The following is a 25,303-nucleotide window of genomic DNA, read 5'->3' as shown; positions in this document are numbered from 1 at the left end:
CTCAGCCCTCCCGTCGCTGCTGACGCAGGTTCCGGATCTGGAAGATCACGATCGGCACCACCAGGATGAACAGGAACACCGCGAGCGCGGAGCCCTGCCCGTTCTGGCCGTACCGGAACGCCTGGTTGTACATCTCGTTGGCGATCACGCTGGTGTCGTAGTTGCCGTTGGTCGTGGTCCGCACGATGTCGAAGACCTTCAGCGTGGCGATCGAGATGGTGACGACCACGACGATCAGCGCGGGCCGGATGCTCGGCATGGTGATCTGCCAGAACATCTGCCACGGGTTGACGCCGTCGAGGCGGGCCGCCTCCACGATGTCCGCCGGGATGGACTTGATCGCCGCGGAGAGCACCACCATGGCGAAACCGGCCTGGATCCACACCATGATCACGATGAGCAGCAGGGTGTTCAGCGGCGAGTCGAGCAGCCACTGCCGGGGTTCGCCGCCGAGGCTGACCACGATCTGGTTGAGCAGACCGATCTGGTCCTGGTCCTCGCCCCGGTAGGCGTAGACGAACCGCCAGATGATGCTGGCGCCGACGAACGAGATCGCCATCGGCATGAAGATCAGTGACTTGGCGACGGATTCCAGCCGGGCCTTGTCCACCAGCACGGCGTAGATCAGGCCGATGGCGGTGGCGGCCAGCGGCACCAACGTCACCCAGACCAGGGTGTTGAGCAGCACCCGGACGATCGCGTCCTCGGCGAACATCCAGCGGTAGTTGTCCAGGCCGACCCAGTTCTCGCTGCCGCCGTCCATGAACGACAGCAGGGTGGTCCGGATCGCGGGGACCACCAGGCCGATCAGCAGCAGCAACACCGTCGGCAGCAGGAAGAACAGCGCGAAGAACCCCTCGCGGGGCTTGCTCCGCCCGGGCAGCGGAGCCCCGCTGGCGGAGGCGGCGACGAGTTGCGCCTCGCGGCGCCGGGCGAAGTAGGACGGCACCGCGTCGAGCACGAAGAGCAGGCCGCCGACCACCACTGCGAAGGCGACAAGCCCCCACAGCAACATCATCATCTTCGGCGCCTGGTCGGCGAAGTCGAAGTTCATCAACCCTCCCAGGGGTTACTCCACGGAGCCGGTGGGCCGGCCCGCGAACGCGGACCGGCCCACCACCGGAATTACTTCCAGCTGCTCTCGATGCCCTGGAGGACGCTGGCGGTGTCCTTACCGTTGATCCAGTCGACCATGCCCTTCCAGAAGGTCCCGGCGCCGACGGCGGCGGGCATCAGGTCGGAACCGTCGAACCGGAAGACCGAGCTGTCGTCCTGGAGGATCTCCACGGAGAGCTTGTCGATCGGGTTGCTCACGTTGGCCAGGTCGAGCTTGTTGTTCGCCGACACCCAGTCGCCGATCTTCGCGCGGCTGTTGGCGTGCTCACCGGAGGCCAGGTAGGTCTGCACCGCCTGCACCTCGGGACGGTCGGCGAAGGCGACCACGAACTCGCCACCACCCAGCACCGGCTTGCCCCGCGACGGGTCGATGGCCGGGAAGTAGAACGCGAACACGTCGCCGTCCTCGGCCACCTTGGTGTTCTCCGGCCACTGGTTGGCGTAGAACGACGCCTGCCGGTGCAGGGCGCACTTGCCGGCCGTGATCGGGATGCCACCCTCCTGGAACGCGGTGGTGGCGATGCTGCGCACCCCGCCGAAGCCGCCGTTGACGTACTTCTCGTTCTTCAGGATGCTGCCGGCGCGGTCGACCGCCTCGACGACCCGCGGGTCGTTGAACGGGATCTCGTGCGTCGTCCACTGGTCGTAGACCTCGGGAGTCTGCGTACGCAGCATGACGTCTTCGATCCAGTCGGTGGCCGGCCAGCCGGTGGCGTCACCGGACTCGATGCCCGCGCACCACGGCTTCATGCCGCTGTCAGCGATGGTGTCGCTGAGCTTGATCATCTCTTCCCAGGTGGTCGGAACGGTCCAACCCTTCTCCTGGAACATCTTCGGCGAGTACCAGACGAACGACTTGACGTTCGAGCCGAGCGGCGCGCCGTAGAAGGTGCCGCCGACGGTGCTGTACTTCAGCCAGTCGGCCGGGTAGTTCTGCTCGGCCATCGCCTTGGTGTCGGCGCTGGCGGCCTTGATCTGGCCCCGCTCGGCGAAGCGTTGGATCAGACCGGGCTGCGGGATGAACGCGATGTCGGGGGCGTTGCCGCCGTCGGCGCGTACCGGCAGTTGGGCCTCGAAGTCACCGCTGCCCTCGTGGCTGATGTCGATGCCGGTGCAGTCCTCGAATTCCTTCCACGACTGGTCGAGACGGTCGGCCTCGATATCGCGGATGGAGGAGTAGATGTTCACCTTCTTGCCGCTGTGACCCTGGTACTTCTCGTACGGGGCGCACTCGGCGGAATCGGCGTTGTTGTTGCCGCCGCTGTTGTCGCTGCTTCCGGTGCCGCACGCGGTGACGCCGAGCGTCAGCCCGAGCACGCCAGCGATCGCGAGGGCCTGGCGTGGCCTGGCAAAGACCGCCATGCCGTCCTCCTTTCTAGCCGGCGCTGGCCGGGTCGCATCCGGTCATCCTGGCGCCGGTCCGATGGGGCGTTTTCACATGTAAGCGCTTGCATCCGACGGGGTCCACCCCTGGGACGACACGGACGAGTAACAATCCCGAAATCGACTCACCGCTGCTGGGTGCGCTCCCAGCGGTTGTGGCATCTATCGACACCGGAGGATTCCTGTCACGCTGGTTGTCACCCATTGAGCGGTTTCAACGTCGGAGGTGCTAGATGCGTGATCGGTGGCTGAATCCTGTCGCGGCCCGGCTGGTCGCCGCGGGAGCCCTGGTGCTGTTCGTCGTCGGTGTGCTGGTGCCGGCGGCGCCTGCGATGGCCGCGCCGACCTTCAAGGTGCCGTTCCCGTGCGGCCAGTCGTGGTCCGGGCAGACCCGCAGCGGCCACAGCCCGGCCAACGCCATCGATTTCAACCGCACCAACGACGCCGGCGACCCGGTGGTGGCCAGCGCGCCCGGCACCGTCGACCGGGTGACCGACCTGGGCGGCACCAGCTACGGAAAGTACGTCCGGATCAACCACGGCAACGGCTACCACACCTACTACGCCCACCTGAGCGGCTTCAACGTCTCCGTCGGCCAGTCGGTGGGCTACGGCAAGGTGATCGGCTGGGTCGGCAGCACCGGCAATTCGAGCGGCGCCCATCTGCACTACGAGCAGCGGCTCAACGGGGCCGACATCAAGATCCGGTTCAGCGGCACGCTCGCGTTGTACTGGGGCACCAAGACCTACACCAGCGGCAACGGCTGCTCGTCGAACACCGGCTCCGGCACCGTGCGCACCGCCGGTGCCAACCTGACCGTACGCTCCGGCCCGGGCACCGACTACTCGGCCGTCGGCTCGCTCGCCAACGGCGCCTCAGTCACGATCCACTGCCAGACCCGGGGCACCACGGTCACCGGCACGTACGGCACCAGCTCGATCTGGAACCGGATCGGCGCGGGCCGGTTCATCGCGGACGCGTACGTCTACACCGGTCATGACGGGTTCATTCCGAACGTCCCGCGCTGCTGACGGCACCTCGACGGCACCCGGGCGCGGCGCCACAAGCGCCGTATCCGGGGCAGGTCACCCGTTCAGCTGCCAGATCGAGTAGTTGAGCGCGGCGGCGAAGGTGACCCAGGCCCAGTAGGGCAGCAGCAACGCCGTCGCCAGGGTGCTGACCCGCCGGAACAGCAGCACGGTGACGCCGATCGCCAGCCACATCACCACGATCTCGGCGAACGCCAGACCGTACTGGCCGGCGCCGAAGAACAACGGCGTCCAGGCGGCGTTGAGCACGAGCTGCACCACCCAGGCGATCAGGGCCGGGCCGAAGCCCACCCGACGCCAGACCAGCCAGCCGGCCACCGCGATCATCGCGTAGAGCACTGTCCAGACCGGCCCGAACAGCCACGACGGCGGCGCCCAGCCGGGCTGGTCGAGGCTCGCGTACTCGGCCGACGTGCCGGTGACGGCCAGGCTGCCGAGGGCCGCCGCTGCGAACACGGCCACCGCGAAGCCGGCCAGCGCCCACCACTGTCGCGCGCCGCGGGTGTGCTGTCGGGTACGTGCCGTAGTCATCCGCATGATGGCAGCTTCTCCGCGTCAGGAGGTCGGCAAACCTGCCGCCCCGGTGGACACATCGGACGGTGCAGACAGCACGCCGGGGTCGCCGTACCCGGTGGCTCCGGTCGGGAGGACGGAGTTCCGGTCACGACGACCCCGGCGGGTCCTTCTGTGGGCGACGCCTTCGTCGCCACGTCAATTGAAGATGCTGACACCACCCGGGCCGACCAGCAGCCCGACCACGATGAGGACGATGCCCCAGAGGATCTGCCGGCGGAACAGCGCGAGGATGCCGGCGACGACCAGTACAACTGCGAGAATCCAGAGAATCAGCTCCATGATTGCTGAATACCCCCGGTGCCGACTGAGGAAACCTCTGCCTGATCCAGGTGATCACCCAGATAGAAGATGCTGTACGCCTGCTTGATCACCGGATGGGCGACGTTGCGTACCCGGACCCCACCGGGGGTGACACCCCGCTCCGAGCCGTGGTGCGCGTGCCCGTGCAGGGCCAGCGCGGTCGGCGCGGAGTCGATCGCCTGGCCCAACTGGTAACAGCCGAGGAAGGGGTAGATCTCCAACGGCTCACCGGCGAGGGTGTCCGGCACCGGCGAGTAGTGGGTCAGTGCCACCAGCACGTCGCAGTCCAGCGACTTCAGTGCCGCCGACAGCCGGTCGGCGCTCTCGGTCGTGGTGCGTACGAAGGCCTTCATCTCCGGCTCGCCGAAGTCGCTGGCGCAGCGGCCGGCGAATCCGCCACCGAAGCCCTTGACCCCGGCCACGCCCAGTCGCCCGTCCGGGCAGTCGAGCACCACCCCGTCGCCCTCCAGCACGGTGATCCCCGCCTCCGTCAGCGCCCCGACCACCTGCGGTACCTGGTCGCACTGGTGGTCGTGGTTGCCGAGCACGGCGATCACCGGTACGCCCAGACCGCCGAACTCCTGGGCCACACAGCGCGCCTCGGCCTCGGTGCCGTGCCGGGTCAGGTCGCCGGCGAGCAGCAGGACGTCGGCCCGGTCGGGCAGCTCCTCCAGCGCCGGCCGGAACCGGCCGACCACGTCCTCGTCCAGATGCACGTCACCCACGGCGGCGATCCGGATAACCATCGAACCTCCCTCAGGGCAGTTGCTCGATCTCCGTGGGCGCCTGCGTGCGAGTCACCCCGATGTCGCTGGTGATCGGCACGTCCGGGAAGCGTCCCGCCACCCGGCGCAGGATCTCGTTCCGCCGGTACGCGCTCTCCACCTCGCCGTACAGCACGAGGCCGCGTTCCGTACGGACCACGGTGATTCCCTGTTCGGCCACGGCCGGATCCTCGGTGAGCAGCCGGTGGATCTCCGCCTCGACGTACTCGTCGGGTGGCCCGGCGCCGGGGTCGTGCACGGTCACGGTGTTCCCCTCCCGTCGGCCGTGCCGGCGTCCGGCACGACGTCCAGCCTGTCCAGCAGCACCAGGAACGCCTCCGCGTACGGTGAGTGCTGCGTGTCCTTACGTACCCGTTCCCAGTCGATCTGCTCCCGCAGCGACCGCGCCAGCGGCAGACCCCGGGCGAAGTCGCAGTAGTGCTGGGAGAAACTGAGCAGCTTGTGCACCATCAGCTGGGTCGCCGACAGCACCGGCATGTGGATCGCGTCCACCGGACGCACCACCGTGTCGGTGAAGGTCTCCTCGGTCACCGGAGTCTCGATCGGGCGGTGGATCAGGTCCACCATCCGGCCGCCGTCGTAGACCTTGACCAGCCAGTCCTCCGGTGGCCGCTCGGCGGTGAACCCGGCGGCCACGAGCGCCTCCAGCGCGGCGTCGACGTCGCCCTGACGGATCAGGAAGTCGACGTCGTGCTCGCTGGAGTGCCCGCCGTGGGCGTAGACGGCGAAGCTCCCGCCGAGGGCGAACGGAATGTCGGCCTGCTTGAGCACGGCGGCGACCTTCTTCAGGGTGTGGAGAAGAGTTTCGTCGTCGCGCTCGGCCATTTCGACTCTCCCGTCGACTCGTTGGGGGTGCACCCTGGGGGGTTCAGGGTCCGTACCCGGCATTCCGCCCGCCCACACCTGTCCTGCTTGCGGAACACCGTGAACCTGCCCTAACCGGGAGGTAACACGCAGGCCGTGAGCACCGGTCGGATAACCTGTCGAGAGTGGTTAGTTCGACGCGAGCTTCTCGGCCGGCCTGGTCGGCACCGACGTCCAGCAGACGCGCGGCGCGGCTGCGTGCCGTGGCGCTGGTCGGCATCGACGGGTCCGGCAAAACCACCCAGGCGCAGTTGCTCGCCGACACACTCACCGAAGCCGGTCATGCCGCCACCTATCACCGCAATGCAGGCGGCCGGCGGTGGTTGGGTCGGGCGGCCCACCGGCTGGGCCGGCCGGACGCGCAACGGCTTCTCGGGCGCGACGGGATGCTCCTGGTGGAGTCCGTCCTGCGCTGGCTGGCCATCGCGGCGGCACTGCTCGCCTCCTGGGCGACGCGCCGGACGGCGATCATGGACCGCTACGCCGTCTGCCAGTACGCCAGCCTTCGGGCGCACGGTGGGCGACGCTGGGAGCGTCTCGTCCGAGCCGCGTACCGGATCTTCCCGCAACCGCAGGTGACGTTCCTGATGGCGGTCGACCCGGCGGAGGCGTACCGGCGGATCGAGCGACGTGGCACCGACCAGGAGAGCCTGACCTACCTGGCCTCCGCCGACCACGCCTACCGCACCCTCCCGGAGTACCCGACGTTCGTCGTCATCGACGCGGCCCGACCCCCCCACGAGGTGGCCCGGGAGATCCGGGGACATCTGGCCGGATGGTTGACGGCGGAGGACTCCCCGACCGGAACCGACCCGCTGTGGTGTGGCGTACGCGCCGCGAGCACCGCTCCCGTGGTGCCGGTTCAGGCCCGGCCGTAGACCGGCACGGTCGCCCCACTTGTCGGCGCGGACTCGTCGGAGGCCAGAAAGTGGATCACCGAGGCGATCTCGGCCGGTGCCACCCACCGGGTGTGATCCGCGTCCGGCATGGCCGCCCGGTTGCTCGGCGTGTCGATGACGCTCGGCAGCACCGTGTTGCAGCGCACCCCGGCGGTCTTGTACTCCACCGCGACGGCCGAGGCGAAGGCGAGCACCGCGGCCTTGGCGGTCACGTAACCGGCCACGCCGGGGAAGGGAGCGACCGCCGCGCGGGACGCCACGCACACCACCGCGCCGCCGCCCGCCTGGATCAGATGCGGCAGGGCCGCCCGGGTGACCAGATGAGTCGGACGCAGATTGAGGGTGAGCATCCGGTCGAACTCCTCGACCGGAGTCTCGTGCACCAGGCCGGTGCTGGCGTACCCGCCGACGAGGTTGATCACCGCCCGCAGCGGCGCCTCGGGATCCCCGGCGGCCACCTCCGCGACCCGCGCCGCGTCGGCCGCGTCGGTCAGGTCCGCGACCAGCCGTACCGGCGCGTTGGCGTCCGGCTCCGGGTGTGGCGTCGGTTGGCTCCGTTGTGGAGCCACTACCCGCCAGCCCGCGTCGACGAAGGTCGCGGTCACCGCGGCGCCGAGCCCGCCGGTGCCTCCGGTGATCAACACGCTGCGTCCCGCCATGGTCCTCACGCTACTGCCGCCGACCGGTCGGCGGGTGCACCGGGCCCACCCGACCGGCCGTGCCCGGCCCTGCGGGGGAAGCGCCGTACGCGCCGTGGATGCCAGGCTGTCCGACGGTCGCCGGCCTCGCCGGTGCGCCCGTGCCGAGCCCGGCGGTGCGATTGCACTCCCGGCCTACTGAAAGTAAGTTCCATTGGTGGCGAAGGCTCCGAAAATTTCTGCTAGCGGCGAGCCGAGCGGGTTGATCGTCCACATCGGCGGCCTGCTCCCGTCCCTGTCGCCGGCGGAGCAGCGGGTGGCCCGGCTGGTGGTCGCCGACCCCGCCAAGGCGGCCCGACGGACCATCACCGACCTCGCCACCGCCGCCGAGACGTCCGAGGCGACGGTGATCCGGTTCTGCCGCTCGGTGGGCGTCGACGGCTACCCACAGTTGCGGATCCGGCTCGCCGCCGAGGCGGCCCGGCGCATCGAACCGTCCGACGGGCGAATCGCCGGCGGGGACATCCCACCCGGAGCCGACCTGGCCCAGATCATCGCGATGATCGGCTTCAACGACGCGCGCGCCGTCGAACAGACCGCCGAGCAACTCGACCCGGCGGTCTGCGAGCAGGTGGTGGAGGCCATCGCGGGCGCCGGCCGGATCGTCATCTTCGGCGTGGGCGCCAGCGCCTTCGTGGCGCTGGACTTCCAACAGAAGCTGCACCGCATCGGCCGCGCCGCCTTCTGCTTCCCCGACGTGCACACCGCCCTGACCTCGGCCGCCCTGCTGGGGCGCGGTGACGTCGCCGTCGGTGTCTCGCACACCGGCGCCACCTCCGACGTGATCGAGGTGCTGGCGCAGGCGCGGTCGAGAGTGGCGACGACGGTGGCGCTCACCAATTTCCCGCGGTCACCGCTCGCCGTGCTCGCCGACCATGTGCTCACCACCGCGGCTCGCGAAACCACCTATCGTTCGGGGACGATGGCCAGCCGAATTGCTCAGCTCACCGTGGTCGATTGCCTTTACGTCGGCGTCGCCGCCCGTAACCGACCCCGGGCGCGTAAAGCACTGGAGGCCGGCGCCGAGGCGGTCCGCTCTCGCCGGGTCGGATCCGGCCGACGGCGGGCATGATCACCGACGCGACGGCATCGGACGAGGCATCAGCGCCAGCAGCGGGGCAAACCCGGGCATAGAACCGGGGTGCGGATTGTTCATCAGGGCGTGGGGTATTACCACCGGCGTGGATGAACCAATCGGTCCGCGTACGCGTGTTTGGCAGTGACCAGGATCGCAGCACGGTGGTGACCCGGGTCGCTGTGTACGACGGCCAGGCGGTGTTGCCATGGGCCAGTACGGTCAGTGACTCGTCGATCCGTCGACCTCAGCAGGTCCCTGTCGACTCAACCACCGACAGGGTGCTGACAGCAAACATGGACCGTGCTCTCAGCTGATTATCAGGCATTCGTGACACTTTCGACCCACGACATGGAATCCCCGATACGTCTCATCTGTTGTGTAGATGTCAGCACCGATGGGCACAGCGGAGGTTACGGGGAGGGGCTGATGAGCGTGGGGATGGCAAGCAACCGGGTAACCGGCGCGATAGAGGGGACCGTGGGCAACGTGGACAAGAACATCGGGATGCGAACCGACGAGGTTGCCGAGGAGCGCGACCTGGTTGGAGTCTACCTGCACGAGATCTCCCGGACGCCATTGCTGGACGCCGCCAGGGAGGTCGACCTCTCCAAGGCCATCGAGGCGGGCCTGTACGCCGAGCACCTGCTCGGCGAGGACCGCGTACCCGACGGCGTCACCCGGGATGAGCTGACGCGGCTGGTCGCCGAGGGTGAGCGGGCCAAGGACCTGTTCATCCGCGCCAACCTGCGCCTGGTCGTGTCGATCGCCCGACGGTACGTCCGTTCCGGGATGCCCATGCTGGATCTGATCCAGGAGGGCAACACCGGTCTGGTCCGGGCGGTCGAGAAGTTCGACTACGAACGTGGCTACAAGTTCTCCACCTACGCGACGTGGTGGATCCGCCAGGCGATCAGCCGGGCGATCGCCCAGCAGGAGCGCACCGTGCGGCTGCCGGTGCACCTGGTGGAGGACGTCAACCGGATGCGCAACGTGGCCCGGCAGCTCACCCGTGAGCTGGGCAGCGACCCGGAGCCGGAGCAGATCGCGGCGGCGCTGGGCGTGACCGTCGAGCGGGTCAACGAGCTGGTCCGCTGGTCGCAGGACACCGTGTCGTTGGACACGCCGGTCGGTGACGACGGCGACACCAACCTCGGTGATCTGGTCGCCGACAGCGACGCGCCCTCGCCGGAGGAGATCGTGCTCACCGGCCTGGAGCGGCAGCGCATCGAGGGTCTGCTCAACCACCTGGACGACCGCTCCGCCGGCATCATGCGGGCTCGCTACGGGCTCGAGGACGGCCGGGAGCACTCGTTGACGGAGGTCGCCTCGCGGTTCTCGTTGTCGCGGGAGCGGATCCGGCAGCTGGAGATCCAGGCGCTCGGCCGGCTCCGTGAGCTGGCTCGCGCGGAGGGTCTGCAAGCGGCCTGAGCTGGTAGTAATGACGACGAAGGGCCGGCGTCCGGTAGGGGGACGCCGGCCCTTCGTCGTGCCTGCGGCCGGTCGCCCGGCCGCCTCGTCGCGCGGTGGAACTCAGCGCACCCGGCCGTAGCCGTACGGCGTCATCAGGTCGACGGCACGCTTCTCCACGTTCCGCCCGAAGGTGGGTGCGTGGATGACCTGCCCGCCGCCCACGTAGATCGCCACGTGCCCGAGGCTGCGGTAGAAGACCAGGTCACCCGGGCGCAGTTCGCTGCGGCTGATGTGGGCGACCACCCCCCACTGCATCCGGGTGTTGTGCGGCAGCGACCGGCCCGCCGCCCGCCAGGCGGCAGAGGTCAGGCCCGAGCAGTCGTAGCCGTTCGGCCCGTCCTGGCCCCAGGCGTACGGCTTGCCGAGCGCGCCGTAGGCGTACCGGACGGCCACGCCGGCCTGGCCGGAGACGGCCGGCGCGTCGTTGGCGCTGTCCGGCCGGTTGTTCGGACGCTCGGTGGCTCGGCCGTACGCCTGCCGGCGCAGCTCGTACAGCTTGGCCAGATCCCGTTCGATCCGGCGCTTCGCGGTGCTCAGCTCCCGCGAGCGGGCCGCCTGCTGGGTCAGTGTCACGTCCAGCCGGGTCTTCTCGTCGAGCAGTCGCCGCTGGTCGGCGGTGTAGCCGGCGATGGTCGCCTGGCGTTGCCGGGTCAGGTGGTCCAGCGTGCCGAGCCGGTCCAGCACCGACGCCGAGTCGCCACCGTGCAGCAACGCGTCGACCGCGCCGAGGTTGCCGGTCTTGTACGCGGTGGCGGCCAACTCGCTGACATCCGCGCGGCTCTGCGCGGCCTGCCGCTCCAGTGGACCGATCCGTTCCTGGAGCCGGGCCACAGCGGCCTGATTCTTCTTGATCTTCTCGCGTAACTCGTTGTGCGCCTCCACCACGTTCTCCAACTCGGTGGACGCCTTGTCGATCCGCCGGGTCAGTTCGGCGGGGGACGGTTCGGCCCGGGCCACCGTCGCGGGTGCGATCAGCACCAGTGCGAAGGCGGTGACGGTCAGGGCGCGCAGCGTGTGTAACAGGGGCGACAAGAGCTCGATGCTCCTCTCCCATGGCCGGCGCGGGCCTGCTGACGCTCCGCGGCGGCATCAACCCGGTGCCGTCCGGCTGGACGGCGGCCGACCGGGCCGACCCGCCCAACGTAGTACGCGACAGGAGTCGGTGGCAGTGAAAGCCGAGACCAATGGGGATGCTGAGCTTGAATCACGTTCGTGTTCCGTGGCAATAGTCCGGTATACCGGAGATGCGAAAGGGGTCGGTCTCGGCACATGACGTCGGATGACTCCGCGGTATGTCCGACAAGCCGGACTCGGGGTGGTGTTTCCGGCGTCGTCGGTCCGTCCGGACCCCGCTGAGCACCGCAAACCGGCAGGCCAGGGTGGCGAGGCGGGCACACAATGAAGCCCACAGCCGGGATTCCCGCACATCTGCATCGATGGGGCCGGCAAGCGGGCCGCCCCCCACACCAGCAGTGGAGGAGGGGCCGTGGAGCGTGAAGGTGCGACGACACGACCGCCCTGGTCGCCGGGCGGTACCGCAGGTGGCAGACCGACCCTGCTCTACGCCCGACCCGGGATCATCGTCACGGCCGACCGGTTCACCGTCGGCAGCACCAGTTGGCGGGTCGCCGAACTGACCCACCTGCACACCACCCGGGGGCCACACGACCGGGTGGCCATGCGGGCCGCCCTGGTCTCCGCCGCGGTGATCGGTGGGATCGGGCTGGCGCTCGGCTTCACCGGAGGGCTGCACCGGCTCACCGCCGGGGCGTACCTCCTGCTCGGGGTGGTGTTCCTGGTGCCGATCCTGGTCGCGGCGGCCGGCGACCGGTGGCGGCCGCCGGCGTACGAGTTGTGGGGGCAGCGCGGCGGAGTGCCGGAGTTGCTGTTCAGCAGCGACGACGAGCACCAGTTCGGGCAGGTGAGCCGGGCGCTGCGGCGGGCCTTCGAGATCCACCGCCACGGCGGCTGGGAGGACCCGCTCGCCAACGCCGACCTGTGGCGTCCCCGGCGCTGAGCCCGCTGTCGACGAGGGGTCGGATCAGCCGGCGACCGGCTGCGGGGCCGGCTCGGCGTGCTCGGCGAGGACGAGGGTGCTCACCCGGCGCTCGGCCCAGAAGGAGAGGAACGGCACCGTCCCGGCCAGCATCACCAGGATCATCCGCTTGAGCGGCCAGTCGACCCGGCGGGACAGGTCGAAGGTGGCGACCAGGTAGAGCATGTAGAGGAAGCCGTGCGCCTGGCCGACGGTCTCCACCACGATCGGCTCGTCGAAGCCGTACTTCAACGGCATGCCGATGACGACCAGCATGATCAGCACCACACCGACGATCCAGGCGATCACGCGGTAACGGGTGAGGGCAGCGCGCACTTCTCGTGTCCTTCCGGGCCCGGCTCAGCCGGGATAGTCGCCGGGCTTGGCGCCCGGATTGGCGTTCAACCATGACAGGTAGCGGTTGTACGCGGCCAGTTCCGCGTCCTCCTCGCCGTGGCCGCCGACCGTACGGGTGACCCGTACCGGCCGGCCGATGCCGGGCCGCGGCCGTACGCCCGCCCCCTCGACGGCCTCGGCCCTCTCGACCGTGGGGTCGCCGGCCTCGGACGCCTCGCCGACGGCTGCGGTCGGGCCGGCCTCGGCGTCCCGCAGCGCGTGGCGGACCTCACGCCACCAGACGAAGACCACGAACCCGGCGAAGATCGGCCACTCCACCGCGTAGCCCCAGCTGATGGCGTTGCCGGCGGCGGCGCGGCTGACCTGCCACCAGCCCAGCGCCAGGAAGGCCGTCACCAGTACGACCATGGCCACGTGGCGGGCGATCCACGCCGGGGTCCAGAGCCGCTTCATGGCACCGAGGGTACCGGGACCGGCGCTGCTCTCCGACACCGTGTCGTAGTGGCGGCGGTGGTTTGGCCGTCCGGGCGGTGGGCAACCGTACAGACGCCAGGCCCACGACCGACTAGGGAGCGCGAGATGAGGGCACAGGACGGATTTCCTCCCGGCGGCACCGAGGTGAGCCCCGAGCAGCGGATCCCGGAATGGGGTGACGACCGGGTGGCCGCGCCGATCCTCGACGCCGACCTGCCCGGCATCGACCCGGCGGAGTTGGCCGAGGAGGACCTCATCCGCGAGATGGAGAGTCTGCACCGGACCCGGCTGGACACGTTGCGGCACGCGACCGACTCCGCGCTCGCCACCCACCTGCGGCGTACCGCCGAACTGGAGACCGAGTACCTGGCCCGCCACCCCGGTCGGGAGGTCGACCCGAGCCGGCTGCGGGACGCGTGATGGCGTACGCGGAACGGGGCATCTCCGCGCCGCCCGAGGTCGTCTTCAACACCGCGACCGACCCCGACCGGAGCTCCGCCTGGCTGCCCGAGCCGCTGCTGTCCGCCGTACCCGACGGGGACTCCGACGGACTGTGGGCCCGCTGGCGCGCGCGGGACACGGACTGGACGGCCGAGCTGCGGGTGGCAGCGGAGGACTCGGGTGGCACCCGGGCTCGGCTCGATCTGGTCGGCGACGGTCAACCCGACCGGCTGGCCGACCAGGCGCTGACCAACCTGGCCCGCGAAGTAGCCGACAACCTCCAGGCCGGCTGACCGCCCGCCTGGGCAAGCGTGATCATAAGGAGTCCCGGGTGAGCTTGCTGAAGCAGAAGGTGACCAGGCTGCGTCAGGCGTACGCCCCGCACGAGCACCGCCCCCTCGGCGGTTACCTGGTGGCCATGGGCACCTACGCCGGGGTGGCGGGTGCCATCGCCGCTCTGGTCAAGGCGACCGGACGTACCGTGCCGCAGCGGCCGGCCACCGCCGACGTGGTGCTCCTGTCGATCGCGACCCACAAGCTCAGTCGGCTGCTGTCGAAGGATGCCGTGACCAGCCCGCTGCGCGCGCCGTTCACCCGCTACGACCGGCCGATCGGCAGCGGCGAGGTGATGGAACAGGTACGCGACTCCGGCAGCCCCACCCGGCACGCGATCGGTGAACTGCTCAGCTGCCCGTTCTGCCTGGCGGTCTGGGTGGCCACCGGCATGACCGGGGGACTGGTGCTGGCGCCACGGCTGACCCGGCTGGTCGCCACCGCGCTGACCGCGGTGGCCGCCTCCGACTTCCTCCAGATGGCGTACGCGATGGCCCAGCAGGGTGCGGAAGGCCACCACCGCTCCGAGGACTGAGCGAAGCAGCGAAAACCGCCGGCCCGGAACATCGGGCCGGCGGTTTCTGCGTACGGATGCGGGTTCAGCGCTGCATGCCCGACCAGCCGCGTGGTGACTCCGGCTCCCGCTCGTCCTGGTCGGCGCCGGTCAGGATGTCGTCGTCGACGGCGGTGGTCTCGTGTTCGTTGGCGAAATCCGGCTCGGGTAGGTTGTCCCTGCCCTCCGGGGGTTGGGCGAGCGCGGGCGTCTGGTCGTGGTCCTCGGTGGGCTGCGACATCACGGTCCTCTCCTGGTCGCCGCTGGATCGGCTGGTGAGGGGGTCAGCCCACCGAGCCGCCCAGCAGGTCGGTCACCTCGTCGACCGCGTACTCGCCCTGGGGCAGCGCGTTCAGCCGGGCGAGCAGCTGCGCGGGCAGCTCCGCCGCGACCGCGCGGCGGTAGATGTCGACCTGGCTGATCCGCTCCTGGCCGTGGTAGAGGTCGTCGAGCAGCTCGTCCAACGGCCGGGTGTCCACCGCCTCGACCTCGATCTCGTCCGGTACGGCGGCGAGCGTGCCGGGCAGGTCGGTCACGGGTGGGTCGAGCGCGGCGGTGTCGACCACCGGCACGTCGGCCAGCACGGCTTCCGGTAGGCGGGCCTGCGTCGTCGGCGCGGGTGCCCCGGTCACGGGTACGTCGTCGGTCACGCCCGTCAGCTACCCGCGCCCTCTGCACCCAAACACCCGCCCCGTCCGGCCCCGCCCCAGCTCCGTCGGTCAGGAAGTTGTCGTGAGCGGACAACTTCCTGACCGACCCGAGCGGGGACGGGCCGGTCGTCGCTCAGGCGGGGGCGGGCAGCGAGTGCGGGTCGGCGCTGGAGCGGGTGGCCCGGCGGGCGCGTACGGCGGTGGCCAGCTCGGTGAGCACCTCGTCGGTGGTGTCCCAGCCGATGCAGGCGTCGGTGATCGACTGGCCGTAGGTCAGTTCCCGGGTCGGGTCGAGGTCCTGCCGACCGGGGACGAGGAAACTCTCCAGCATGATCCCGACGATGCCCCGCTGACCGACGGCGATCTGCCCGGCCACGTCGGCGACCACGGCGGGCTGGTTGCGGTGGTCCTTGCCGCTGTTGGCGTGGCTGGCGTCCACCACCAGCCGCTCCGGCAGCCCGGCAGCGCGCAGCAGTTCCAGCGCACCGGCCACCGACGCGGCGTCGTAGTTCGGCCGGCCGCCGCCGCCGCGCAGTACCAGGTGACCGTCGGCGTTGCCCCGGGTGTGCATGATCGCCGGGGTGCCGGAGACGTCGATGCCGGGGAAGACGTGCGGTACGCCGGCCGCCCGGATCGCGTCCACGGCGGTGGCGATGCTGCCGTCCGGGCGGTTCTTCATGCCGATCGGCATGGACAGGCCGGAGGCGAGCTGGCGGTGCACCTGGCTCTCCACCGTACGGGCGCCGATGGCCCCCCAGGCCACCGTGTCCGCGATGTACTGCGGGGTGATCGGGTCGAGGAACTCGCAGCCGACCGGCAGCCCGAGGCGTAACACGTCGAGCAGGAGCGCCCGGGCCAGCCGGAGACCGGCGTTGACGTCACCGGAACCGTCCAACCCGGGATCGTTGATCAGGCCCTTCCACCCGACGGTGGAGCGCGGCTTCTCGAAGTAGACCCGCATCACCACCAGCAGGTCGTCGGCGACCCGGTCGGCCGCCTCGCGCAGCTGGTGGGCGTACTCCAGGGCGGCGGCGGGGTCGTGCACCGAGCACGGGCCGACCACCACCAGCAGTCGGTCGTCGACGCGGTCGAGGACCTGGGCGGCGGCGCGCCGCCCGGCGACCACGGCCGAGGCCAGGTCGTCGTCCAGAGGTAGCTCGTGGTGCAGCAGCGCCGGGGTGGTCAGCGGTACGACACGGTCGATCCGCTGATCGATGACGCGACGGTTGTCCGGGGTCGTCACGGTGGGCATCCTTCCGCCGACCGCACCCCGGGGCCGGTGCCCGGGACGAGCCGGCTGCTCGTAGGCAAAAGGGCAGGAAATCCATTCCTGCCCGGCCGGCTCGAAAACGGTGACGTCAGATCATGGTGAGGTCACCGGCTTACGAGCCGGCTGCCTAAACCATCGATACGACCGCGTCACGGCGCCAAGAGTACCCGACGGTGGGCAACTGCTCACCCCATGGTCGGCAAAGCCTCTCCTCACGTTCACCCCCATCGATGAATCGGTCGGTAATTTCAGCGACACCGAACGCTGCGAAACTGGAGGTATTCGATGGATCGTCGTACCGTCCTGTGCGCCACCGTCGCCGGCGGCGCTGCCGCCTTCTCCGGCAGCCTGTGGGCGGGAGCCGCGGTGGCCGCACCGGCGCAACCCGGCCCCAGCCCGTACGGGGCGCTGCGCAGCGCCGACGCCAACGGGATCCAGCTGCCTGCCGGCTTCACCAGCCGGGTGATCGCCCGGTCCCGCCGGACGGTCGCCGACACGTCGTACGTCTGGCACGACGCGCCCGACGGCGGTGCCTGCTTCACCGCCGGAGCCGGATGGATCTACGTCTCGAACTCCGAGATCACCCCGGGCGGCGGCGCCTCGGCGGTCCGCTTCAACGCCGACGGCAGCATCGCCTCGGCGTACCGGATCCTCTCCGGCACCAACCAGAACTGCGCCGGCGGTGCCACGCCCTGGGGCACCTGGCTCTCCTGCGAGGAGGTCAGCCGCGGGTACGTCTACGAGACCTACCCGCAGGGCGGCACCGCCGCGGTGCGCCGGGACGCGATGGGGCGGTTCAAGCACGAGGCCGCCGCCTGCGATCCGGGCCGCCGGGTCATCTACCTCACCGAGGACGAGAGCAACGGCTGCCTGTACCGGTTCCGCCCGACGACCTGGGGCAGCCTGGCCGGCGGCACGCTGGAGGTGCTTGTCGCCGGCAGCGCCACCAGCGGCCCGGTGACCTGGGCGCGGGTGCCCGACCCGTCGGGGGCGAGCACGCTGACCCGTAACCAGGTCTCCGGGGCCAAGCGCTTCAACGGTGGCGAGGGCTGCTGGTACGCCGACGGCACCTGCTGGTTCACCACCAAGGGCGACAACCGGGTCTGGGCGTACGACGCGGTCAACCAGCGCATCGACCTGGCGTACGACGCCGCCCGGGTCTCCGGCAGCGCGCCGCTGACCGGCGTGGACAACATCACCGGCGCCCGCTCCGGCGACCTGTTCGTGGCCGAGGACGGCGGCAACATGGAGATCTGCGTGATCACGCCGGACGAGATCGTGGCGCCGTTCCTGCGCATCACCGGTCAGTCGTCGTCGGAGATCTGCGGCCCGGCCTTCTCGCCGGACGGCACCCGGTTCTACTTCTCCTCGCAGCGCGGCACCTCGGGATCGTCCTCGGGCGGCATCACCTACGAGGTACGCGGCCCGTTCCGCTCCTGACTGGTCGCCGCATGGAACTGTTAACAGGGGGCCCGGCTACTACCTGAGGCGTTAAGAAGGGGCCCTTCCTTTCACGCGTGCGGGGTGGGGCTCGGGGGTATGGGGGCAGTCATGAGTGACGCGAAGAGCGACCAGGAGCGGGTCGAGTCCCGAGCCCACCTGCTGCCCGAGGAGGCCGCGGCCGGCAGCGAGGATCCCGAGGCCCAGGCCGACGCGATCCTGACCGAGTCCGACATTCGGGAGGACGACCCCAACGCCGCGCCGGACACGTTCCTGGAGCGGCGTACCTCGGAACAGACGGTGACCCCGATCGAGCCGCCCGACTGAGCGACAGGTGCGGCGGGCCGCGTCCCCCGGGCGGGTGGGGCGCGGCACGCCCGCGTCCCGACCGCATGCCGCAGCGGAGATCGGATAGCGTCGGAGTCATGCCCGACAGCGGTTACCCCTGGCCCATCTCCACGACTCGACTCGACAACGGCCTGCGCGTGGTGGTCAGCGAGGACCGCACCGCCCCGGCGGTCGCGGTCAACCTCTGGTACGACGTCGGCTCCCGCCACGAGCCGGCCGGACAGACCGGCTTCGCGCACCTGTTCGAGCACCTGATGTTCGAAGGCTCGGTGAACGTCGCGAAGACCGAGCACATGAAACTGGTGCAGGGGGCGGGCGGGTCGCTCAACGCCACCACCAATCCGGATCGGACGAACTACTTCGAGACGGTCCCGGCCGAGCATCTGGAGTTGGCGCTCTGGCTGGAGGCCGACCGGATGGGCGGCCTGGTGCCGGCGCTGACCCAGGAGACGCTTGACAACCAGCGCGACGTGGTGAAGAACGAGCGGCGGCAACGCTACGAGAACGTGCCGTACGGCGACGCGTGGCTGCGGCTGCTGCCGCTGCTCTACCCGCCGGGGCATCCGTACCACCACGCCACCATCGGCTCGATGGCCGACCTGAACGCCGCCGACCTGGCCACCTTCCAGGCGTTCCACCAGACCTACTACGCACCGAACAACGCGGTGCTCACCGTGGTCGGTGACACCACCGTCGACGAGGTCGTCACGCTGGCCGAGAAGTACTTCGGGGCCATCGAGCCCCGGGCGGAGATCCCGCCGGCACCCGACGGGCGCAGCGTGCCGGCGACCGGCGTACCGGCCGTGGAGACGGTGGTCACCGACGTGCCGGCACCCCGGGTGTACGTGGCACACCGGACCTACCCGTTCGGCACCCCGGGCTACGACGTGGTGACCGTGCTGGCCACCGTGCTCGGCAGCGGCCGGGGCAGCCGGCTCTACCAGCGCCTCGCCGACGGCGAACGGATCGCCCAACCCGACCTCGTCGGGGCGTACGGGGTGGATCTGGCGCACGCCCCCGCGCCGCTGATCGCCACCGCCACCGCCCGCCCCGGAGTCAGTGGCGAGCGGCTGGCCGAAGGGCTGGCCGAGGTGGTCGACGAGTTGGCCACGGTGCCGGTGACCCCGAGCGAGCTGGACCGCGCCAAGGCCCTGCTGACCACTGCCTGGTGGCGGCAGATGTCCACGGTGGACGGACGGGCGGACGCGCTGGGCCGCTACGCCACCCAGTTCGGCGACCCGGCCACCGTGGCCGAGCGGCTGCCGGCCTGGCAGGCGGTGACCGCCGAGCAGATCGCCGAGGTGGCCGCCGAGGTGCTCGGCGCCGACGACCGGGTGACCCTGACCTACCGCCCCGAGGAGAAGCTGTGAGCGCGAGGAGTGAGCGGCGCGGCCCGGTGGGACGCCGCGACCTGGCAGCAGCGAGCCCCGCAGTCGCGAACGAAAGGTTGGCACTGTGAGCGCGAGGAGTGAGCGGCGCGGCCCGGTGGGACGCCGCGACCTGGCAGCAGCGAGCCCCGCAGTCGCGAACGAAAGGTTGGCCCAGTGACTCTGATCGCCGAACGTCCGGGGCCGGGTGCGGCTCGTCCGTACCGGTTCCCGCAGGTGGTGCGCCGGGCGGTGGCGGGCGGCCAGGTGGTCGCCGCGCATCTGCCCGGGCAGAACCTCGCCGTGGCGCTGCTGCTGCTCGACGCCGGTGCCGGCCGGGAGCCGGTCGGCAAGGAGGGGCTCGGCGGGGTGCTGGCCAAGGCCCTGGAGGAGGGCACCAGCCAGCGGGACGCCACCGCGTACGCGCTGGCCATCGAGGCGCTCGGTACCGAGCTGGTGACCGGGCTGGACTGGGACACCTTCCAGGCCAGCGTGCAGGTGCCGGTCGAGCGGTTGGGCGCGGCCGTGGAACTGCTCGCCGAGGCGGTGCGTACCCCGAAGTTGGACCCGGACGACGTGCGCCGGGTACGCGACGACGAGGCGACGGCGTTGCGGATGGACTGGGCCAACCCCGGCCCGCGCGCCGACGCGGTGCTGCGTGTCGACCTGTTCGGCGCCGACAACCGGTGGGGCCGCCCGCTGTACGGCGACCCGGACTCGGTGGCCGCGCTGGACGCCGAGGATGTCACCGTTTTCCACTCCGAGTGGTTCATCCGGCCGGGCACCCTGGTGGTCGCCGGTGACCTGGACCGGATCGACCTGGACGCGCTCGCCGCAACGGCCTTCGCCGGTACGGGCGGTGGGCCGGTGGACCGCGGTGGGCCGATCGACGTCCCGCTGCGTACCGGTCGCCGGATCATCCTGGTGGACCGGCCCGGCTCGGTGCAGTCGACGCTGCGTCTCGGTCACGTCGCGCCGCACCGGGCCCACCCGGACCATGTGCCGCTGGCGTTGGCCGGCACGGTGCTCGGCGGCGCCTTCACCTCCCGGCTGAACCACCTGATCCGTGAGGTGCGCGGCTACACGTACGGCATCCGGGGCGACTTCGCCTCGTCCCGCCGCTTCGGCCGGTTCGCGGTCAGCTCCGGGGTGCAGACGGCGGTGACCGCACCGGCCCTGGTCGAGTCGGTCGGGGAGATCGCCCGTACCCAGGCCGGCGGGGTGACCGAGGACGAGCTGGCGGTGGCCCGGTCCTGGCGGGCCGGGCAGCTCTCGGTGGAGCTGCAGAGCCCCCGGGCGATCGCTTCGGCCCTGACCACGCTCGTGGTGCACGACCTGCCCGACGACTACCACGCCCAGTTGCGGGAGGCGCTGCTCGCCGCCGACGTGGCGCAGGTGTCGGCCGCCGCCGCCGCCCACCTGCACCCGGATTCGCTGACCCTGGTGGTGGAGGGGGACGCCGCGCTCATCCGCGACGAACTGGTCGCCGCCGGTCTGGGGGAGGTGATCGACCACGCACCGGCCGAGACGGTGTGATGTCGGTCGCCGAGGGGTGGGAAAGCGTTCCCGGTCGACCGGCCGGCCTGGGTAGCCTCGCGGGCATGAGGATCGGCATTGTGGGGGCCACCGGCCAGGTCGGTGGCGTCATGCGGCAGGTGTTGGCGGACCGGGAGTTCCCGGCGGAGCAGGTACGGCTTTTCGCCTCGGCGCGTTCGGCGGGGCGTACCCTGCCGTGGCGTGGCGAGGAGGTCGTCATCGAGGACGCGGCCACCGCCGACTACTCGGGGCTGGACATCGTGCTCTTCTCCGCCGGTAAGGGCACCGCCAAGGAGCTGGCTCCCCGGGTCGCCGCCGCCGGTGCCGTGGTCATCGACAACTCGTCGGCCTTCCGGACGGACCCGCAGGTGCCGCTGGTCGTCGCCGAGGTCAACCCGCACGCCGCCGCCGTACGCCCCAAGGGCATCATCGCCAACCCGAACTGCACCACGATGGCCGCGATGCCGGTGCTGCGGCCGCTGCACGAGGAGGCGGAGCTGGTCAGCCTGGTCGTCTCGACGTACCAGGCGGTGTCCGGTGCCGGCCTGGCCGGCGTTGCCGAGCTGGACGAGCAGGTCCGCAAGGTGGTCGAGGGCGCCACCGGCCTGACCTACGACGGTGCGGCGGTGGAGTTCCCGGCGCCCCGCTCGTTCGCCCGGCCGATCGCGTTCAACGTGCTGCCGCTCGCCGGTTCGATCGTCGACGACGGGTCGGCGGAGACCGACGAGGAACAGAAGCTGCGCAACGAGAGCCGCCGGATTCTGGAGATCCCCGGCCTGAAGGTCTCCGGCACCTGCGTCCGGGTGCCGGTCTTCACCGGGCACTCGTTGCAGATCAACGCCCGCTTCGCCCGGCCGATCAGCCCGCAGCGCGCCACCGAGCTGCTCGACGGCGCGCCTGGTGTGACGCTCAGCGAGGTGCCCACCCCGTTGCAGGCGGCCGGCCAGGATCCGACCTTCGTGGGCCGGATCCGGGCCGACGAGACCGTCGAGCACGGGTTGGCGCTGTTCTGCTCCAACGACAACCTGCGCAAGGGTGCCGCCCTCAACGCCGTACAGATCGCCGAACTGGTGGCCGCCGAGCGCTGACCTCTCGGCCCCGACCAGGCGTTACTGGTCGGGGCCCTCGGGTAGACCCATGGTTGGCCGACACCGAGAGGGAGGCGCCATGACTACCGTCGGAGAGTTCATGACGACCCGGTTGGTGACCATGGACGGCAACGACACACTCGTCGCGGCAGCCCAGGAGATGCGGAACTCCGCGATCGGCGACGTGGTGGTGACCGATGGCGACAACGTGGTCGGCATCATCACAGACCGGGACATCACGGTCCGCGGGGTGGCCGAGAGCCTGGACCCGAACACCACCCGGCTCAACCAGCTCACCACCAAGGACGTGATCACGGTCAGCCAGTACGACGACGCGGTCTCCGCCGCCGACCTGATGCGCACGTACGCCGTACGGCGGCTGCCGGTGGTCGAGGACGGCCGGCTGATCGGTCTCGTGTCGATGGGTGACCTGGCTGTCGAGCGGGAGCCGCAGTCGGTACTGGCCGACATCAGCGCCGACGACCCCAACAACTGACCCGTACGCCCCGCCTGCCGGCTTCCCGACCACCGGGGAGCCGGCTTTCGGCTGTGCTGCGCCGGTCTTCCGGTCTGCGCCGGCCTTCCGGTGGCCTCACCCGATTCGGGCGAGGTTGACCGCGTACCGGCCGGGGACCCTGCTCTGCACGCCGAGGGCGGGGTCGCAGCGTGGAGGGACGCCGATCCGGCCGGGACCGACCGACGGGGGGAGAGGCGGCGATGGCGGAAGCGACCGTGCGGTTCTTCGAGGATCTCGACCGGCAGGGGTACGAACCGCTGCTGGCGAAGCTCTCCGGAACTCTGCGCTTCGACCTGCACGAGGGACCGCAGACCATGCATTGGCTGGTCCGGATCGACCGGGGTCAGATCCGGGTCGCCCGGGAGGACATGGAGGCGGACGCGGTCGTGGGGACCAGCCCGGGGCTGTTCGAGGACCTGGTCACCGGCCGGGAGAACGGGCTGGCCGCGCTGCTGCGGGGCGACATGACCATCACCGGTGACGCGCGCCTGATCGTGCAACTGGATCGGATCTTCCCCGGGCCGCCGCACAGCGTCGGACCGCATCGCTACCGCAAGGGGGTGCGCTGATGGCACCGAGCCACACCGTACGGATCCTGGACGGCAACACCTTCGTCGTCTCGGAGGCGACCGGGGACATCGAGGCGACGCCGACCGAGCCGACCGGGCTGTTCTCCATCGACACCCGTTTCCTGTCGAAGTGGGTGCTCACCATCAACGGTGAGCGGCTCAACGCCCTCTCCTACGACGACCTCCAGTACTACGAGTCGCGTTTCTTCCTGGTGCCGGGGCTGGCCACGCACTACGTCGACGCGAAGTTGTCGATCATCAGGGAGCGGGCCGTCGGGGGCAGCTTCCGGGAGAGCATCACCATCCTCAACCACGACGAGAAGGCGGTGGATCTGGAGATCCGGATGGACGCCGCCGCCGACTTCGCCGACCTGTTCGAGGTCAAGGACGAGATCCTGAACAAGAAGGGCGAGTCGTACGCCGAGGCGGAGCCGGACCAGCTGCGGCTGGGCTACCGGCGGGGCAACTTCCGGCGGGAGACGCTCATCTCGTCCTCCGAGCCGGCGAGCTATGACCGCAACGGCTTCTCGTACCGCGTCCACCTGGAACCGAACGAGCAGTGGGACACCGACATCCACGTACGCACCCACGCGCTCGGCCCCGGCGGCCGGGACCTGCGCATCGGGCTGCGGGTGCACGGCACCGAACGGCTCGCCCTCCAGCACGACCTGGAAGAGTGGATCGCGAAGGCACCCAAGGTGAACAGCGAGCACGGCGAGCTCTGCTCGACGTACCGGCGTTGCCTGGTGGACCTGGCTGCGTTGCGGTTCGCGCCGCTGTCGCTCGGCGGTCAGACGCTGCCCGCCGCGGGCCTGCCCTGGTTCATGACCATGTTCGGCCGGGACAGCATCCTGACCTGCCTGCAGACGCTGCCGTTCACGCCGCAGCTGAGCGCGACCACCCTGCGCATCCTGGGCGCGCTGCAGGGCACCCGGTTCGACGACTTCCGCGAGGAGGACCCGGGTCGGATCCTGCACGAGATGCGCTACGGCGAGAGCGCGGCGTTCGAGGAGCAGCCGCACTCGCCCTACTACGGCTCGGTGGACGCCACCCCGCTGTTCGTGATCCTGCTCGACGAGTACGAGCGGTGGAGTGGTGACGTCGCGCTGGTCAAGGAGTTGGAGCAGGAGTGCCGTCGGGCGTTGCACTGGATCGACGACTGTGCCGACCTGGTCGGTAACGGCTACATCTGGTACGAACGGCGTAACACCGACACCGGTCTGGAGAACCAGTGCTGGAAGGACTCCTGGGACTCCATCTCGTACGCCGACGGCAGCCTGCCACCGTTTCCCCGGGCCACCTGCGAGGTGCAGGGGTACGCGTACGACGCGAAGATCCGCGCGGCCCGGTTGGCCCGCGACTTCTGGGACGACCCGGCGTACGCGGAGCAGTTGGAGCGGGAGGCGGCGCAGCTGAAGGAGCGGTTCAACCGGGACTGGTGGGTGGCCGACGGCGGCTACTACGCTCTCGCCCTCGACCCCGACGGGCGGCAGTGCGACGTGCTCAGCTCCAACATCGGCCACCTGCTGTGGAGCGGCATCGTCGCCGACGACCGGGCCGAGCAGGTCGCCGCGCACCTGGTCGGCGACCGACTCTTCTCCGGCTGGGGAGTGCGGACCCTGGCCGAGGGCGAGGTGCGCTACAACCCCATCGGCTACCACAACGGCACGGTCTGGCCCTTCGACACCTCGTTCTGCGCCTGGGGTCTGCGTCGCTACGGGTTCGCAGAGGAGGCCGCCACCATCGCCAGCGGGATCCTGGACGCCGCGCGCTACTTCGACGGTCGGTTGCCGGAGGCGTTCGGTGGTTACCGGCGCGAGCAGACGAAGTTCCCGGTGGAGTACCCGACGGCGTGCAGCCCGCAGGCCTGGTCGACCGGGGCGCCGCTGCTGCTGCTGCGGACGATGCTCGGCCTGGAGCCGCACGAGGGGCATCTGGCGGTGGAGCCGCGTCTGCCGGTGGGCATGGGCCGGATCGAGGTGCTGGACATCCCGGGACGCTGGGGACGGGTGGACGCCTTCGCCCGTGGCCGTCTCGACCTGCACAAACTGGCCAGCTGACCCGTTGTCGACCGGCGGTGCCGGTGGCCGGGCGCGGCGTGCGCCCG

30 protein-coding genes are annotated in these 25,303 nt (G+C 70.5%); 16 read left to right on the top strand and 14 right to left on the bottom strand.

The features are described 5' to 3' along the window. Position 1: 1 nt before the first annotated feature. Positions 2 to 1,054 (bottom strand): carbohydrate ABC transporter permease, encoded by a 1,053-nt coding sequence (locus JMF97_RS14700; protein ID WP_203222096.1) that lies wholly within the window; start codon positions 1,052 to 1,054, stop codon positions 2 to 4. Positions 1,055 to 1,125: 71 nt separating this feature from the next. Then, on the bottom strand, positions 1,126 to 2,478 hold the full coding sequence (locus JMF97_RS14695; RefSeq protein ID WP_203222095.1) for an ABC transporter substrate-binding protein: 1,353 nt from the start codon (positions 2,476 to 2,478) through the stop codon (positions 1,126 to 1,128). A gap of 254 nt (positions 2,479 to 2,732) precedes the next feature. On the opposite strand from JMF97_RS14695, the gene JMF97_RS14690 reads away from it, so the two are divergent. Then, positions 2,733 to 3,530, top strand: a complete 798-nt coding sequence (locus JMF97_RS14690) for a M23 family metallopeptidase (protein WP_203222094.1) — start codon at positions 2,733 to 2,735, stop codon at positions 3,528 to 3,530. Between the two features lie 54 nt (positions 3,531 to 3,584). Here JMF97_RS14690 and JMF97_RS14685 read toward each other — a convergent pair whose 3' ends face one another. From JMF97_RS14685 to JMF97_RS14665, 5 genes are all read right to left on the bottom strand, one after another. Next, positions 3,585 to 4,085: a TspO/MBR family protein gene (locus tag JMF97_RS14685; RefSeq protein ID WP_203222093.1), complete on the bottom strand. Its 501-nt coding sequence runs from the start codon at positions 4,083 to 4,085 to the stop codon at positions 3,585 to 3,587. A gap of 174 nt (positions 4,086 to 4,259) precedes the next feature. Then, positions 4,260 to 4,403: a GPGG-motif small membrane protein gene (locus JMF97_RS14680; protein ID WP_007464364.1), complete on the bottom strand. Its 144-nt coding sequence runs from the start codon at positions 4,401 to 4,403 to the stop codon at positions 4,260 to 4,262. Beyond that, positions 4,394 to 5,170 carry a metallophosphoesterase family protein gene (locus tag JMF97_RS14675; RefSeq protein ID WP_203222092.1) on the bottom strand — a complete coding sequence of 259 codons (777 nt, stop codon included), beginning with the start codon at positions 5,168 to 5,170 and terminating at the stop codon, positions 4,394 to 4,396. The genes JMF97_RS14680 and JMF97_RS14675 overlap by 10 nt, the downstream gene beginning before the upstream one ends. 10 nt (positions 5,171 to 5,180) lie before the next feature. Beyond that, on the bottom strand, positions 5,181 to 5,453 hold the full coding sequence (locus JMF97_RS14670) for a hypothetical protein (protein ID WP_203222091.1): 273 nt from the start codon (positions 5,451 to 5,453) through the stop codon (positions 5,181 to 5,183). Further along, positions 5,450 to 6,097, bottom strand: a complete 648-nt coding sequence (locus tag JMF97_RS14665) for a nucleotidyltransferase family protein (protein WP_269764269.1) — start codon at positions 6,095 to 6,097, stop codon at positions 5,450 to 5,452. The genes JMF97_RS14670 and JMF97_RS14665 overlap by 4 nt, the downstream gene beginning before the upstream one ends. Before the next feature lie 101 nt (positions 6,098 to 6,198). Here JMF97_RS14665 and JMF97_RS14660 point away from each other — a divergent pair, with 101 nt between their 5' ends. Further along, positions 6,199 to 6,951 carry a dTMP kinase gene (locus JMF97_RS14660; protein WP_438803756.1) on the top strand — a complete coding sequence of 251 codons (753 nt, stop codon included), beginning with the start codon at positions 6,199 to 6,201 and terminating at the stop codon, positions 6,949 to 6,951. Here the strand turns inward: JMF97_RS14660 and JMF97_RS14655 are convergent. Continuing rightward, positions 6,936 to 7,631, bottom strand: coding sequence for an SDR family NAD(P)-dependent oxidoreductase (locus tag JMF97_RS14655; RefSeq protein WP_203222090.1), 696 nt, complete (start codon positions 7,629 to 7,631; stop codon positions 6,936 to 6,938). The two genes, JMF97_RS14660 and JMF97_RS14655, sit on opposite strands and share 16 nt — an antisense overlap. A gap of 196 nt (positions 7,632 to 7,827) precedes the next feature. Between JMF97_RS14655 and JMF97_RS14650 the strand changes: the two genes are divergently transcribed. Further along, the gene (locus JMF97_RS14650; protein ID WP_203222089.1) at positions 7,828 to 8,742 is read left to right on the top strand and encodes a MurR/RpiR family transcriptional regulator; all 915 of its coding nucleotides are present in this window, start codon (positions 7,828 to 7,830) and stop codon (positions 8,740 to 8,742) included. A gap of 444 nt (positions 8,743 to 9,186) precedes the next feature. Then, positions 9,187 to 10,176: a sigma-70 family RNA polymerase sigma factor gene (locus tag JMF97_RS14645; protein WP_203222422.1), complete on the top strand. Its 990-nt coding sequence runs from the start codon at positions 9,187 to 9,189 to the stop codon at positions 10,174 to 10,176. Between the two features lie 102 nt (positions 10,177 to 10,278). Here JMF97_RS14645 and JMF97_RS14640 read toward each other — a convergent pair whose 3' ends face one another. Continuing rightward, a complete protein-coding gene (locus JMF97_RS14640; RefSeq protein ID WP_203222088.1) occupies positions 10,279 to 11,250 on the bottom strand; it encodes a C40 family peptidase in 972 nt (323 codons plus the stop codon). Positions 11,251 to 11,704: 454 nt separating this feature from the next. On the opposite strand from JMF97_RS14640, the gene JMF97_RS14635 reads away from it, so the two are divergent. Then, on the top strand, positions 11,705 to 12,235 hold the full coding sequence (locus JMF97_RS14635; protein WP_013735559.1) for a DUF6232 family protein: 531 nt from the start codon (positions 11,705 to 11,707) through the stop codon (positions 12,233 to 12,235). A 24-nt stretch (positions 12,236 to 12,259) separates the two neighbouring features. On the opposite strand, the gene JMF97_RS14630 is transcribed toward JMF97_RS14635, so the two are convergent. Both JMF97_RS14630 and JMF97_RS14625 read right to left on the bottom strand, forming a co-directional pair. Next, positions 12,260 to 12,589, bottom strand: coding sequence for a DUF3817 domain-containing protein (locus JMF97_RS14630; protein ID WP_203222087.1), 330 nt, complete (start codon positions 12,587 to 12,589; stop codon positions 12,260 to 12,262). Positions 12,590 to 12,613: 24 nt separating this feature from the next. Beyond that, on the bottom strand, positions 12,614 to 13,063 hold the full coding sequence (locus JMF97_RS14625) for a hypothetical protein (protein ID WP_203222086.1): 450 nt from the start codon (positions 13,061 to 13,063) through the stop codon (positions 12,614 to 12,616). A 126-nt stretch (positions 13,064 to 13,189) separates the two neighbouring features. Between JMF97_RS14625 and JMF97_RS14620 the strand changes: the two genes are divergently transcribed. The 3 genes from JMF97_RS14620 to JMF97_RS14610 are packed head-to-tail and all read left to right on the top strand — an operon-like array spanning position 13,190 to position 14,393. Then, positions 13,190 to 13,504, top strand: coding sequence for a DUF6158 family protein (locus tag JMF97_RS14620; protein ID WP_050814650.1), 315 nt, complete (start codon positions 13,190 to 13,192; stop codon positions 13,502 to 13,504). Then, positions 13,504 to 13,818: an SRPBCC family protein gene (locus JMF97_RS14615; protein WP_203222085.1), complete on the top strand. Its 315-nt coding sequence runs from the start codon at positions 13,504 to 13,506 to the stop codon at positions 13,816 to 13,818. Before JMF97_RS14620 ends, JMF97_RS14615 begins: the two co-directional genes overlap by 1 nt. Before the next feature lie 38 nt (positions 13,819 to 13,856). Beyond that, positions 13,857 to 14,393, top strand: coding sequence for a DUF1360 domain-containing protein (locus tag JMF97_RS14610; RefSeq protein WP_203222084.1), 537 nt, complete (start codon positions 13,857 to 13,859; stop codon positions 14,391 to 14,393). A gap of 64 nt (positions 14,394 to 14,457) precedes the next feature. Here the strand turns inward: JMF97_RS14610 and JMF97_RS14605 are convergent, their stop codons facing one another. From JMF97_RS14605 to JMF97_RS14595, 3 genes are all read right to left on the bottom strand, one after another. Next, positions 14,458 to 14,652, bottom strand: coding sequence for a hypothetical protein (locus tag JMF97_RS14605; protein ID WP_203222421.1), 195 nt, complete (start codon positions 14,650 to 14,652; stop codon positions 14,458 to 14,460). A 43-nt stretch (positions 14,653 to 14,695) separates the two neighbouring features. Beyond that, positions 14,696 to 14,947 carry a hypothetical protein gene (locus tag JMF97_RS14600; RefSeq protein WP_203222420.1) on the bottom strand — a complete coding sequence of 84 codons (252 nt, stop codon included), beginning with the start codon at positions 14,945 to 14,947 and terminating at the stop codon, positions 14,696 to 14,698. A gap of 247 nt (positions 14,948 to 15,194) precedes the next feature. Further along, complete coding sequence (locus tag JMF97_RS14595) at positions 15,195 to 16,313, bottom strand: 3-deoxy-7-phosphoheptulonate synthase (protein ID WP_203222083.1); 1,119 nt, start codon at positions 16,311 to 16,313, stop codon at positions 15,195 to 15,197. Between the two features lie 303 nt (positions 16,314 to 16,616). On the opposite strand from JMF97_RS14595, the gene JMF97_RS14590 reads away from it, so the two are divergent. From JMF97_RS14590 to JMF97_RS14555, 8 genes are all read left to right on the top strand, one after another. Then, the gene (locus JMF97_RS14590; protein WP_203222082.1) at positions 16,617 to 17,771 is read left to right on the top strand and encodes an alkaline phosphatase PhoX; all 1,155 of its coding nucleotides are present in this window, start codon (positions 16,617 to 16,619) and stop codon (positions 17,769 to 17,771) included. A 111-nt stretch (positions 17,772 to 17,882) separates the two neighbouring features. After that, positions 17,883 to 18,098, top strand: a complete 216-nt coding sequence (locus JMF97_RS14585) for a hypothetical protein (RefSeq protein ID WP_203222081.1) — start codon at positions 17,883 to 17,885, stop codon at positions 18,096 to 18,098. Positions 18,099 to 18,196: 98 nt separating this feature from the next. After that, positions 18,197 to 19,489 carry a M16 family metallopeptidase gene (locus JMF97_RS14580; protein WP_203222080.1) on the top strand — a complete coding sequence of 431 codons (1,293 nt, stop codon included), beginning with the start codon at positions 18,197 to 18,199 and terminating at the stop codon, positions 19,487 to 19,489. 174 nt (positions 19,490 to 19,663) lie between these two features. Then, positions 19,664 to 21,022, top strand: a complete 1,359-nt coding sequence (locus JMF97_RS14575) for a M16 family metallopeptidase (protein WP_203222079.1) — start codon at positions 19,664 to 19,666, stop codon at positions 21,020 to 21,022. A 65-nt stretch (positions 21,023 to 21,087) separates the two neighbouring features. Then, the gene (locus JMF97_RS14570) at positions 21,088 to 22,110 is read left to right on the top strand and encodes an aspartate-semialdehyde dehydrogenase (RefSeq protein WP_203222078.1); all 1,023 of its coding nucleotides are present in this window, start codon (positions 21,088 to 21,090) and stop codon (positions 22,108 to 22,110) included. Between the two features lie 79 nt (positions 22,111 to 22,189). Then, on the top strand, positions 22,190 to 22,606 hold the full coding sequence (locus tag JMF97_RS14565) for a CBS domain-containing protein (RefSeq protein ID WP_203222077.1): 417 nt from the start codon (positions 22,190 to 22,192) through the stop codon (positions 22,604 to 22,606). A 221-nt stretch (positions 22,607 to 22,827) separates the two neighbouring features. Continuing rightward, on the top strand, positions 22,828 to 23,196 hold the full coding sequence (locus tag JMF97_RS14560; protein ID WP_203222076.1) for an SCP2 sterol-binding domain-containing protein: 369 nt from the start codon (positions 22,828 to 22,830) through the stop codon (positions 23,194 to 23,196). Further along, a complete protein-coding gene (locus tag JMF97_RS14555; RefSeq protein ID WP_203222075.1) occupies positions 23,196 to 25,256 on the top strand; it encodes an amylo-alpha-1,6-glucosidase in 2,061 nt (686 codons plus the stop codon). The genes JMF97_RS14560 and JMF97_RS14555 overlap by 1 nt, the downstream gene beginning before the upstream one ends. Positions 25,257 to 25,303: the final 47 nt, after the last annotated feature.

Source organism: Micromonospora fiedleri, assembly GCF_016774385.1.
Taxonomy (GTDB): Bacteria; Actinomycetota; Actinomycetes; order Mycobacteriales; family Micromonosporaceae; genus Micromonospora; species Micromonospora gifhornensis.
Note: the sequence above shows the minus strand (reverse complement) of the source record. Positions and strands in the feature narration are given on the sequence as shown.